Origin of the sequence: Mesorhizobium sp. M7A.F.Ca.US.014.04.1.1, from assembly GCF_003998745.1 — a bacterium.
GTDB lineage: Bacteria > Pseudomonadota > Alphaproteobacteria > Rhizobiales > Rhizobiaceae > Mesorhizobium > Mesorhizobium ciceri.
The window spans coordinates 1-10,515 of sequence record NZ_RZRW01000166.1 but is presented as its reverse complement, the minus strand read 5'-3'; the positions used below and the strand labels follow the sequence as shown (position 1 = coordinate 10,515).

The following is a 10,515-nucleotide window of genomic DNA, read 5'->3' as shown; positions in this document are numbered from 1 at the left end:
GAAGGCCAGCGCCCCGCCGATGACCCAGGTGACGCGCACCACGCTGGCGACGTCGATGCCGACGATGCGGGCCAGTGCCGAGTTCTGGCTCAGGGCCTGCATCGAGCGGCCGGTCTGCGTGCGCGTCATCAACAGATGCACGGCGAGCACCAGCACCGCGGTCAGCAGCAAAAGCGCGATCTGGTCTGATGTGATGCGGATGCCGAAGCCGACCGGCATGGCGATCTGGATCGCCCGGCTGAAATAGGTCGGCCGCGAGGTGAAGGTGAATTCGAGCAGGCTTCTCAGCGCCATCGAGGCACCGAAGCTCGCCATCACCACGATGATCGCCTGGCCTTGCGAGCGCAGCCGCGAAAACAGCACCTTGTCGAGCAGCAGCGCCAGCAAAGCGGTGAACGCCATGCCGACGACCAGCGCGACAATCAGCGGCCAGCCGAAGGACAGCGGTGCGATCGGTGCCACCTTGCCGACTGTCGCGCCGATGGCGCTGACGACGGCCAGCGTCGCATAGGTGCCCAGGATCGAATAGGTAAGCGTCACGCCGATGGCGCCCAGGCCGATCATCGAACCCGTCAGCAATCCGTCGACGACAAATTGCAAGCTCATGCCCCACCTCCTGTGCCGGACTTGCGGGGGCGCTGGCCGAGATAGAGTTCGGCGACCACCGGATCGTTCCACAGCTCGGAGGCAATGCCCTCGTGCCGGTCTTTGCCTTCGACCAGCACATAGGCGCGGTCGCCGATGGCGAGCGCTGCCTTGGCATTCTGTTCGACGAGCAGGATGGTGACGCCGGACTTGCGGATGTTTGCCAGCATCTCGAACACCATCGAGACGAATTTCGGCGACAGGCCGGCCGACGGCTCGTCTAGCACCAGCACCTTGGGGTGGACGATCAGCGCCCGCGCAACGGCGAGCATCTGCCGTTGTCCGCCCGAGAGGTTGCCGGCGGCGGTGCGGCGCTGGCGGACGAGATCGGGGAAGGCGGCATACATCTCCTCGGTGCGCGCAGGAATCTCGCGCCGCTCAAGGATGCCGCAAGCAACTCTGAGATTGTCCTCGACCGACATCAGTGGGAAGATGTTTTCGGTCTGCGGCACGAAGGCCAGCCCGAGGCGCACCATGGTGTGGGCCGGCGCGGCAGTGATGTCCTTCCCGTCCAGAAATACTGTGCCGCCGGTGATCGGGACGAGGCCGGCGATGGCCTTGATGAAGCTAGACTTGCCGGCGCCGTTGGGGCCGAGCACCACGACGATCTCGCCCTTGGCGACGGTGATCGAGGCGCCGCGCACGATCGGCACGCCGGGCTCGTAGCCGGCTTCGAGGTCGCGGACATCGAGAACGATCTCGCTCATGCTGCGCCTCCGAGATAGGCCTCGATGGCGCGCGGGTCGCGAGCGACCTCTTCGGCCGTGCCTTCGCTGAGCAACTGGCCGCTCGCCATGACGAGGACGCGATGGCAGAGCCGCGTCACCATGTCGATATTATGCTCGATCAGCAGGAAGGTGATACCGCGCGCATTGATGTCGCGGATGCGGTCGATGATGACTTCGAGCAGCGTCGCGTTGACGCCGGCCGCCGGTTCGTCGAGCAAGATGATCGCCGGATCGGCCATCATCACGCGGGCGAGTTCGAGCAGCTTGCGCTGACCGCCGGAAAGCACGCGCGCCGGCTCATGCGCGAGATGGGCGAGGGCGACCAGTTCCAGCAGTTCAAGCGCCTTTGTCCTGGCGGCCCTTTCCTGCGCGGCGACGCGCCATGGCGTGACGAAATTGGCAAGCAGCTTTTCGCCGGCCTGACCCTGCGCCGCCAGCATGATGTTTTCGATCAGCGTCAGGTTGGGCAGCGGGCGCGGGATCTGAAACGTGCGGCCAAGGCCACGGCCGATACGCAGATGTGCGGCTTCGCCCGAGACGCTCGTGCCGTTGAGAAGGATTTCGCCGCTGGTCGGCAATATGCTGCCGGCAAGCAGGTCGAACATCGTCGTCTTGCCGGCGCCGTTGGGGCCGATGAGGCCGAGGATTTCGCCCGCTTTGACGTTAAACGAGACGTCGTTGACCGCGACAAGGCCGCCGAACCGCCTGACGACATTCCTTGCCGTCAGAACCGGCGCGCGGATTTCCCCTTGCCGTTTGGTTGCCTCGCTCATCAAACCCTCTGGCCGAAGACGATCGCTGCCGCCTCCTGATTATGATTTGTGATCACACTTGCGTTGATCACGCTATTCGGCTTTAATTTCCTCCGCAAGCCGAAAACCGGCCACGAACGGAATTCCATGCAAAAGGCTGCCATCGAAAAGAACAACGAGGTGATCGCGGCCCAGCTTGCGCCGGTCGGCCGCGAGACCGTGCAGGACCGCGTGTATTCCGAGCTGCGCCGCGCCCTGATTGGCGGCCTGTTCGAACCGAGCCAGGTGCTGACCATCCGTGGCCTGGCTGACGCCTTGGTCACCTCGACCATGCCGGTGCGCGAGGCGCTCGGCCGGCTGATCACGGAAAAGGCGCTGGAGGCGCTGCCCAACCGTTCGGTGCGCGTGCCGCCGATCACGCTGGAACGCCTCGACGATCTCCTGCGGGCTCGCATCCTGATCGAGGGCGAGGCGATCGCGCTGGCCGCCGCCCGCATGGGTCCGCGCCAGATCGCCACCATCGAAACCATCCTCGCCGAATGGGACGAGATGCGGGCTTTGAAACACAAGAAGGACGTCGACCGCGAAGTGACGCTCAACCAGAGCTTTCATTTCGAGATCTACCGCTCCTGCGGTTCGGCCGTGCTGATCCCGATGATCGAGAGCCTGTGGCTGCAATCGGGTCCCTGCATTCGTGTCGCCATCTACGCCTTCTCGGAAGCCGGCGAGGTCGACACCGCCCAATATCACCGCCGCATCGTCACGGCGCTGTCCACGCAGGATGCGCAGGCGGCGCGCGAGTCGCTGGTCGCCGACATCAGCCGACCCTTCACCTTCCTGCGCAGCAAGCTGCAGGCCGCCGCCGTGAAAGACCAGACATGACCGCCATCAGGATCACCGAGCCGCGCTCGCAGCTTTCCGTAACGGCATTGCTGCTGCCCGAGAAGGCGCCGGAAAACGCTGCCTTCCTCTTGGCCTACCTCGGCACGCCACGCGTTGTTCCGGGCATCCATGCGATGTGGACGGGGCCTGAGATTTCCTGTCCGGTTCCATCAGCCGACCTCGAGGGCCAGGCCTATGCAAAACCGTTGCCGGCCGAGAACGCGACGCTGAACCCGCAGCCGGGCGACATCGTACTGTCCTACGTGCCGCCACGCATGTGGGGCGGCAATCCCAATGCGATCTTCGACATTGGCCTCTACTACGGGCAGGGCGCGCGGCTCTTGTTCCCGATAGGCTGGCTGGCCGGCAGTGTGGTGGCGCAGGTGCGCGTCGAAGAGCGTGACCGGTTCGCCGCCGCGTGCGGTGTCATCCGCCGCAACGGCGCCTGCGATGTCACCTTCAGCCTGATGGAGGCCTGACATGGCCGACGACGGTTTCGAGCTGTTCGACCTTCGCGTCGAGGCGATCATCCCCAAGGACAAACCTATCTATTGCGGCGCCAAGGAAGGCGACTATTTCGAGCTCAAGGGCGAGATGCTGTCGATGCCGGCAGGGCAGGGTTTTTCGATCTATTCGATCGCCGCCGTGTTGCCGCTGCTGGCAGCCAAGCAGCGCCCAACCCACCCGAACGACTGGATGACCTCGGACGCCGAGATCGCTTGTCCCGATCCCAATTGCGGCAGCCGGCTGCGGATCGTCAGGGCCGCCAAGCGGCGGTTCAGCCACGCCGAGACGACGGCGGTGCCGCTGCCGAAAGAGGATGACCTTAGATGACCGCCAAGACCTTCGAACTCGGCCCCGGCTACACCATCTCGCGCGTCATTCGCGGCGGCTGGCAGCTGGCTGGCGGCCACGGCGCCATTGATCGCAGCCAGGCGGTGGCCGATCTGATCGCCACTTTCGATGCCGGCATCTGGACCTATGATTGCGCCGACATCTACACCGGCGTCGAGGAGCTGATCGGTGCCGCGCGCCTGCAGCTGGCCAGCGAGCGCGGCCTCGACGTCGCGGCCCGGATGAAGGTGCACACCAAGCTGGTGCCCGACCTCGAACGGCTGGCCAGTATCAGCCGCGACTACATCAGGCGCATCGTCGACCAGTCATTGCGGCGGCTGAAGACCGAGCGGCTCGATCTCGTGCAGTTCCATTGGTGGGACTATGAACAGCCGCGCTATGTCGATGCCATGGGCTGGCTCAACGAGCTTCGGTTGGAGGGCAAGGTGCGCAATCTCGGCACCACCAATTTCGACACGCCAAGGCTCGCCGAGATACTCGCTGCCGGCATCCCACTGGTCAGCCAGCAACTGCAATATTCCGTGCTCGACCAGCGCCCGGGCAACAGCCTGGCCGCGCTCGCAAAACAGAACGGCGTCAGCTTCCTCTGCTATGGCTCAGTTGCCGGCGGCTTCCTCAGCAACAAATGGCTCGGTGCGGCCGAGCCCGCCACGCCGCTCGAAAACCGCTCGCTGGTCAAGTACAAGCTGATCATCGATGATTTTGGCGGCTGGGAGCCGTTCCACAACTGGCTGCAGGCGCTGAAGGCCGTTGGCGACCGCCACGGCGTTGACGTCGCCACCATCGCCAGCGCCTGGGTGCTGGAGCAGCCGCAAGTGGCGGCGGTCATCGTCGGCGCCCGCAACCAGGCCCACGCCATCGCCAATGCGAAAATCATGGACGTTGCGCTCGACGCCGAGGACCGGGAGCGGATTGCGGCCGTCATCGCGCAAGGCACCGGCCTCGAAGGTGACGTCTACACGCTGGAGCGCGACCGCCGCGGCCGCCACGGTTCGATCATGCATTACAACCTCAATGCGGGGAAGAAATGAGCGGCGAACCCTCCCTGTTTTCACGCGCCAGCGCCGAAATCATCGACCTGCACCGCTTCTTCGTCGACTGGTTCGTCGCCGCGCGAGCCAACACGGTGGACTTCGGCCGCTTCGAACGCGCCATGGGCAAGGACCTCAGCATGGTGGCGCCGGACGGGCAGATCCTCGATCGCGAAGCGGTCGTCGACCATGTCCGCGCAAGCCGTGCTTCCTGCGACGATGGTTTCGCCATTTCGATCGAGGACATCCGGCCCGGCTGGCAGGACGCGGATATTATCGTCGTCCTCTATGTCGAAGCGCAGCTGCGCGCAGGCAAGCACAGCCGCCGTCAATCGAGCGCCGTCTTCACCACCAGTTCATCGGCGCCCAACGGCGTCGAATGGCGACATCTGCATGAAACCTGGCTGCAGGTGCCGGAACGCTGAACAAGCTCCAGAGTTCAAATACAGTCGAGTAACGAAAGGGGAACAACAATGACAAAGACGATACTCCAACTCACCACAGCGCTGGCCCTCGTCACGATGGCGGGTGCTGCTCAGGCCGCCGACTGCAAGATCACCGTCGGCCTCGTCATGGAGCTGACCGGCCCGGCCGGTGAATACGGCCAGGCCGGCGCCAAGTCGGTCGAGATGGCCTTCCGCGACATCAACGGAGCCGGCGGAGTGCGCGGCTGCGATCTCGTCACCGACACGCGCGACAGCCAGAGCCAGGGCAACATCGCGGTCGACGCCGCCACTCAGCTTGTGCAGGTCAAGAAAGTGCCTGTGATCATCGGCGGCATCATTTCTTCGGTGTCGATCCCAATCCTGACATCGGTCACGGCACCGGCCAAGATCGTCCAGGTCTCCCCGGCATCGTCCTCGCCGACGCTCACCGCGCTCGGCCGCGACGGCAAGACCAACGGCATCTTCTTCCGCACCATCACCTCCGATGCGCTACAGGGTGTCGCCGCCGCCAAATATGCCATCGACAAGGGTTTCAAGAAGCTGTCGATCATCCACGTCAACAACGATTTCGGCGTCAACATGGTGGCCGAATTCTCGCGTGCCTACAAAGCGCTCGGCGGCACCATCGTCTCCGACACGCCTTACAATGAAAAGCAGTCGAGCTATGCCTCCGAAGTCACCGCGGCAATGGCCGGTGAACCGGACGGTCTCTACCTCGTCAGCACACCGGTCGACGGCGCCACGGTCGCCCGCACCTGGATCTCGCAGGGCGGCGTGCAGAAATTCCTGCTCAATGACGGCATGAACAGCCCGGACTTCATCGAATCCGTCGGCGCCGATTATCTGAAGGAAGCTTACGGCACGTCGTCCGGCACCAGCCCGACGGCCTCGACGGAGTATTTCACCAAGAACTATAAGGAATTCTCCGGCATCGAACCGACCAATCCGGCAGCCGACCGTTCCTATGACGCCGGCGCGATTGTTGGCCTCGCCATCGCCATTGCCGGCTCTGAGGACCCGGCCAAGATCAAGGACGCGATGTACAAGGCGGTCGATCCGGCCGGCACGCCGATCTTTGCTGGCAAGGAAGAGTTCGCCAAGGCGCTCGGCCTGATCAAGGACGGCAAGCCGATCCGCTACGAAGGCGTCATCGGCCCGGTCGCCTTCGATAAATATGGCGACATCACAGGCCCGTTCCGGCTGTGGAAGATCGTCGACGGCAAGGTAGCGACGGACGGTGAAATGACCACCGACGATGTCAACGCCTTGCAGGCCAAGCTTCAGTAAGCATCATTCCGTTTGGTCCGGCATCGATTATGTCAGCATCGATGCCGGGCCAAGAATATGGTTGCCTCATTGCGGCGCTCTTGCCCGGCACTCACGTCCGTTCCGTCGCAACTTGCCTGGGGATGAGAAAGCGGGCGGCGAGCACGCAGAGCAGCACGGTGAACATCAGGATCAGCGCCACCAGCGCATTGATATCGGGTGAGAAGCCAAGCCGCATCATCGCCCACAGCCTGACCGGCAGCGTGCTTTGCGTGCCAGTGACCAGGATGGTGATCATGGTCTCGTCGAATGACAGGGCGAAGGCCAGGATGGCGCCGCCGACCATGGCGCTCGACAGGTTCGGCAGGATGATGCGCCAGAAGGTCTGCCAGCCCGTGGCACCGAGATCGTAGGACGCTTCAACCAGCGTGCGGCTCATCGACTGCAGCCGCATCAGTACCGTGCGGTAGACTATCGCCAACACGAAAACCGTATGGCCGATAACGACCGTCAGCAGCGAGCGTTCGAGGCCGATCTCGCGGAAGAAGATCAGCAGCGCCAGGCCGCTGATGATCGGCGGCATCAGGAACGGCAGGAAGATGATGAACTGCAGCAGCGAGCGTCCGGAACGGCGCCCATGATAATAGAGCGCCAGCAGCGTTCCGCTGACCACCGACAGGATGACGGTGCAGACGCCGACGATCAGCGTCGTGCGCAGAGCGACCAATATGTCGTGGTTTTCAGCCAGCGCCACATAGGTCGACAGGGTCGGCGACGACCAGTCGACGGAGCCATGCGAAATGGTGAAGAACGACGACACGATCGGCACGAACAGTGGGCTGTAGAGCAGCACCGCAACCAGTGTCGTGATCACGGCCAGAAAGATCGTGGACAGTCGGGGCAGGGCGCTCATACCGAAGTCCCCGGGTTGCGGCCAAAGCGTTCGCCGACGAGGATTGCGGCGATCACCACGACGGCCAGCGCCACCGACAGCGCCGCGCCGAACGGCCAGTTATAGGCCGTGCCGAACTGGCTGTAGAGGATGCGGCCGAAGGTGAAGCCGCTGATGCCGCCGACCATTTGCGGCGTCAGGAAATCGCCGATCGCCAGCACGAAGACGAAGCTCGCCGCCGAAGCGACGCCGGGCAGGCTGAGCGGCAAGGTGATGCGCAGGAAGGTCTGCAAGCCGCTCGCGCCGAGATCGTCGGATGCGCGCAGCAGCACCTGCGGAATCCGCTCCAGCGACAGGAAGATCGGCAGGATGGCGAAGGGGATCAGGAGCAGGGTCAGCGTCAAAAGGATGGCGTTCATGTTGAACACAAAAAGCGTCGACGGTTCCTGCAGGATACCAAGCGCCACCAGCGCCTTGTTGAGGAAGCCGTTGAGGCCCAGGATGCTGCGGATCGCATAGATCTTGATGACGTAGCTCATCAGCAGTGGCACCAGCAGCAGCATCAGCAAGGCGTAGCGCCAGCGGCCTTTCAGCGTCGTCAGGAAATAGGCGGCGGGATAGGCAAGCAGGATGCAGATGATGGCCACCGACACGCACAGCACGATGGTGTTCCAGAACACCGGCAGAAAGACCGGATCGGTGAAGAACCTGACATAGTTGCCCAGCGACAAGCCGTAGACGATCGTGCCCTGGTCGACGCTGAAGAAACTGTAGCCGAGGAAGATCGCCAGCGGCACCAGGACGAAGACCACCGGCAAGGCAAACGCCAGCACCGTCACCAGCAGTGACAGCCGTCTTTCCGCAGGCAGTGTCGATCCGGCTTCGCTCATGCCAGCACCAGATGGCCTTCATGCGGCGCAAACGAAAGCGATACAGCCTCGCCGGATTTGAGCGCGCTGCCGTCGACGCGGCTAGGCACGCGCAGCCGCAAGCGCTGCGCGGCATTGTCGGCGCCGGCCATGATGGCGGCGACGGTCGACGAGCCGGCAAAGGCCAGATCGGAGATCGTGCCGGAAAAACGGTTGTCGGTGTCCTTTGCATCCGCAAGGTGCAAGGCTTCTGGACGGAACGCGGCGTAAGCGCTGGCGCCTTCCGCTGCGGCTTTCAAATGCGGCTGGTCGCTGATCGAACAGATGAGGCGCCCGAGCGCCGTCTCGATCGATCGCAGCTCGCCCTGGACCGGTCCGAGTTTCCCGGCCACCAGATTGTTCTCGCCGAAGAAACGCGCGACGAATTCGCAATTCGGTCTGTAGTAAAGGTCGTGCGGCGTGCCGAGCTGGCGGATATGGCCGGCCTCCATGACGCAGATCCGGTCGGCCATGCCGATGGCTTCTTCCTGGTCATGGGTGACGAACAGGAAGGTGGTCCTGATTTCGCGCTGGATGGACTTTAGGAACACCTGCATCTGCCGGCGCAGTTCGAGGTCGAGTGCGGCGAGCGGCTCATCGAGCAGGATCAGGCGCGGCTGGCAGATCAGCGCACGGGCGAGTGCGACGCGCTGGCGCTGACCGCCGGAGAGCTGCGCCGGAAAGCGGTCGGCGAAACGCCCGAGCTGGACCAGTTCCAGCGCCTCCGCGACTCGGCGCGCGATTTCCTTGCGCTGGACATGGCGAACCGAAAGCCCGTAACCGACATTGCCGGAAACGGTCAGGTGCGGGAACAGCGCATAGTCCTGAAACACGGTGTTGAACGGCCGCCGGTTGATCGGCATGCGGCTGATGTCTTGCCCATCCAGGCGTATCTCGCCCGACGTCAGGGGTTCCAGCCCGCCGATCAGCCGCAGCACCGTGGTCTTGCCGGAGCCGGATGGTCCAAGAACGGTGAGGAACTCACCGTCCTTGATCGACAGGTCGATGTCGTGCAGCACGGGGACCGTGCCGTAGGATTTCGAGACGGACCGCAGCGTCAAGAGGTCGGTGTTCTGGTTCATGAAATACTCTCGCATACGCTTCGGCGGTCCGGAACCTCCGGACCGCCGGGTCCTTCGAAGGCAGAGGGCACAAAGATCAGGGCGTTGCCTTGACCTCGTTCCACATGTCCGAACGCTTGAGCGGGTCCTCGACATTGTTGAGCCAGACCAGCTTGTCGTTGCCGCCGGCGCTGCCGGTTTCCGTCACCGTGTTGCCGAAGCCGGTGCGCTCGGAAAGCTCGCCGCCGACCCTCTTGCTCAGCATGAAATCGATCCATTTCTCGGCTGCCGCATTATCACGGACACCCTTGGAAATGACCCAGTTGTCGAGCCAGGCAAGCGCGCCCTCGCTCGGATTGACATAGGCGACATGGGCGCCGATCTTCTGCAGCGCCTTGACCTGCTGCTGGCCGTAATTGGCCCAGATCAGGGCCACATCATTGTTTTGGTAGATCTGCTGCGCCTCGTCGGCGGTGGTGTAGAAGCTGAGCACGTTGCGCTTGAGTTCGACCAGCTTGGCCTTGACTGCAGCCATCTGCTCTTCATTGAGGTTGAACGGATCCTTGTAGCCGAGCGTCAGTGCGGTGAACGAGAAATTGTGCTCGCCATTATCATACGCCAGCACCTTGCCCTTGTAGGCCGGGTCCCACAGAACCGACATCGAGGTCGGCGCCGGCTTGATCTTGTCGGTGTCGTAGATCAGGCCGATGGAGTCGAAGCAGAACGGAATGCCGTAGACCTTGCCGTCCTTGGTCACGCCGCTGACCGCCGTCAGGTCGCGGAAGCGCGGCAGCACGTCTTTCTGGTTGGCGAGCTTGGTGACGTCGATCGGCGACACCAGGTCAGCCTTGATGTAGCGCTGCAACTGGGCGGTGTTGACAGCAAAGACGTCGAAGTCCTGGCCCTCGCTGCCCTTGATCTTGGCCCAGATCTCGTCGTCGCTGCCGATGAAGACGACATCGACGCCGATGCCGGTCGCGGCGGTGAAGTCCTTGACCCAGTCGGCATCGGCGTAGCCGCCCCCGGCCAGTACCCGCAGGCTTGCGGCG

The 10,515-nt window shown here is 63.5% G+C and carries 13 protein-coding genes; 6 read left to right on the top strand and 7 right to left on the bottom strand.

Annotated features, from left to right (window positions below):
• The 3 genes from EOA22_RS13675 to EOA22_RS13665 all read right to left on the bottom strand — a co-directional run.
• A partial coding sequence (locus tag EOA22_RS13675) for a branched-chain amino acid ABC transporter permease (RefSeq protein ID WP_127390025.1) occupies positions 1 to 606 on the bottom strand: 606 nt, incomplete at its 3' end.
• Positions 603 to 1,352, bottom strand: a complete 750-nt coding sequence (locus EOA22_RS13670; RefSeq protein ID WP_063167567.1) for an ABC transporter ATP-binding protein — start codon at positions 1,350 to 1,352, stop codon at positions 603 to 605. The genes EOA22_RS13670 and EOA22_RS13675, both read right to left, overlap by 4 nt.
• A complete protein-coding gene (locus EOA22_RS13665) occupies positions 1,349 to 2,146 on the bottom strand; it encodes an ABC transporter ATP-binding protein (protein WP_063167568.1) in 798 nt (265 codons plus the stop codon). Before EOA22_RS13665 ends, EOA22_RS13670 begins: the two co-directional genes overlap by 4 nt.
• Positions 2,147 to 2,272: 126 nt before the next feature.
• Between EOA22_RS13665 and EOA22_RS13660 the strand changes: the two genes are divergently transcribed.
• Genes EOA22_RS13660 through EOA22_RS13635 form a run of 6 tightly spaced genes read left to right on the top strand, consistent with a single transcriptional unit; the run spans position 2,273 to position 6,626 of the window.
• Positions 2,273 to 3,007, top strand: coding sequence for a GntR family transcriptional regulator (locus EOA22_RS13660; RefSeq protein WP_082826661.1), 735 nt, complete (start codon positions 2,273 to 2,275; stop codon positions 3,005 to 3,007).
• The gene (locus EOA22_RS13655) at positions 3,004 to 3,486 is read left to right on the top strand and encodes a DUF3830 family protein (protein ID WP_013532979.1); all 483 of its coding nucleotides are present in this window, start codon (positions 3,004 to 3,006) and stop codon (positions 3,484 to 3,486) included. Before EOA22_RS13660 ends, EOA22_RS13655 begins: the two co-directional genes overlap by 4 nt.
• Before the next feature lies 1 nt (position 3,487).
• Positions 3,488 to 3,841, top strand: a complete 354-nt coding sequence (locus EOA22_RS13650) for a TIGR04076 family protein (RefSeq protein WP_013532978.1) — start codon at positions 3,488 to 3,490, stop codon at positions 3,839 to 3,841.
• A complete protein-coding gene (locus tag EOA22_RS13645; protein ID WP_127390024.1) occupies positions 3,838 to 4,893 on the top strand; it encodes an aldo/keto reductase in 1,056 nt (351 codons plus the stop codon). The genes EOA22_RS13650 and EOA22_RS13645 overlap by 4 nt, the downstream gene beginning before the upstream one ends.
• A complete protein-coding gene (locus EOA22_RS13640; RefSeq protein ID WP_063167570.1) occupies positions 4,890 to 5,318 on the top strand; it encodes a DUF4440 domain-containing protein in 429 nt (142 codons plus the stop codon). The genes EOA22_RS13645 and EOA22_RS13640 overlap by 4 nt, the downstream gene beginning before the upstream one ends.
• A 48-nt stretch (positions 5,319 to 5,366) precedes the next feature.
• Entirely contained in the window at positions 5,367 to 6,626 is a 1,260-nt protein-coding gene (locus EOA22_RS13635; RefSeq protein ID WP_013532975.1) for an ABC transporter substrate-binding protein, read from the top strand.
• 91 nt (positions 6,627 to 6,717) lie between these two features.
• Here the strand turns inward: EOA22_RS13635 and EOA22_RS13630 are convergent, their stop codons facing one another.
• From EOA22_RS13630 to EOA22_RS13615, 4 genes are all read right to left on the bottom strand, one after another.
• On the bottom strand, positions 6,718 to 7,518 hold the full coding sequence (locus EOA22_RS13630) for an ABC transporter permease (protein WP_063167571.1): 801 nt from the start codon (positions 7,516 to 7,518) through the stop codon (positions 6,718 to 6,720).
• Positions 7,515 to 8,387 carry an ABC transporter permease gene (locus tag EOA22_RS13625; protein WP_063167572.1) on the bottom strand — a complete coding sequence of 291 codons (873 nt, stop codon included), beginning with the start codon at positions 8,385 to 8,387 and terminating at the stop codon, positions 7,515 to 7,517. Before EOA22_RS13625 ends, EOA22_RS13630 begins: the two co-directional genes overlap by 4 nt.
• Positions 8,384 to 9,487 (bottom strand): ABC transporter ATP-binding protein, encoded by a 1,104-nt coding sequence (locus EOA22_RS13620; protein WP_127390023.1) that lies wholly within the window; start codon positions 9,485 to 9,487, stop codon positions 8,384 to 8,386. The genes EOA22_RS13625 and EOA22_RS13620 overlap by 4 nt, the downstream gene beginning before the upstream one ends.
• A gap of 76 nt (positions 9,488 to 9,563) precedes the next feature.
• Positions 9,564 to 10,515, bottom strand: a 952-nt coding sequence (locus EOA22_RS13615; protein ID WP_127390022.1) for an ABC transporter substrate-binding protein, incomplete at its 5' end; no start/stop codon positions are given.

What these genes read in the sequence shown, in the direction of transcription:
- EOA22_RS13670 (WP_063167567.1), bottom strand. Translation starts at nt 1,352, where the DNA reads ATGAGCGAGATCGTTCTCGATGTCCGCGACCTCGAAGCCGGCTACGAG.
- EOA22_RS13665 (WP_063167568.1), bottom strand. Translation starts at nt 2,146, where the DNA reads ATGAGCGAGGCAACCAAACGGCAAGGGGAAATCCGCGCGCCGGTTCTG.
- EOA22_RS13660 (WP_082826661.1), top strand. Translation starts at nt 2,273, where the DNA reads ATGCAAAAGGCTGCCATCGAAAAGAACAACGAGGTGATCGCGGCCCAG.
- EOA22_RS13655 (WP_013532979.1), top strand. Translation starts at nt 3,004, where the DNA reads ATGACCGCCATCAGGATCACCGAGCCGCGCTCGCAGCTTTCCGTAACG.
- EOA22_RS13650 (WP_013532978.1), top strand. Translation starts at nt 3,488, where the DNA reads ATGGCCGACGACGGTTTCGAGCTGTTCGACCTTCGCGTCGAGGCGATC.
- EOA22_RS13645 (WP_127390024.1), top strand. Translation starts at nt 3,838, where the DNA reads ATGACCGCCAAGACCTTCGAACTCGGCCCCGGCTACACCATCTCGCGC.
- EOA22_RS13640 (WP_063167570.1), top strand. Translation starts at nt 4,890, where the DNA reads ATGAGCGGCGAACCCTCCCTGTTTTCACGCGCCAGCGCCGAAATCATC.
- EOA22_RS13635 (WP_013532975.1), top strand. Translation starts at nt 5,367, where the DNA reads ATGACAAAGACGATACTCCAACTCACCACAGCGCTGGCCCTCGTCACG.
- EOA22_RS13630 (WP_063167571.1), bottom strand. Translation starts at nt 7,518, where the DNA reads ATGAGCGCCCTGCCCCGACTGTCCACGATCTTTCTGGCCGTGATCACG.
- EOA22_RS13625 (WP_063167572.1), bottom strand. Translation starts at nt 8,387, where the DNA reads ATGAGCGAAGCCGGATCGACACTGCCTGCGGAAAGACGGCTGTCACTG.
- EOA22_RS13620 (WP_127390023.1), bottom strand. Translation starts at nt 9,487, where the DNA reads ATGAACCAGAACACCGACCTCTTGACGCTGCGGTCCGTCTCGAAATCC.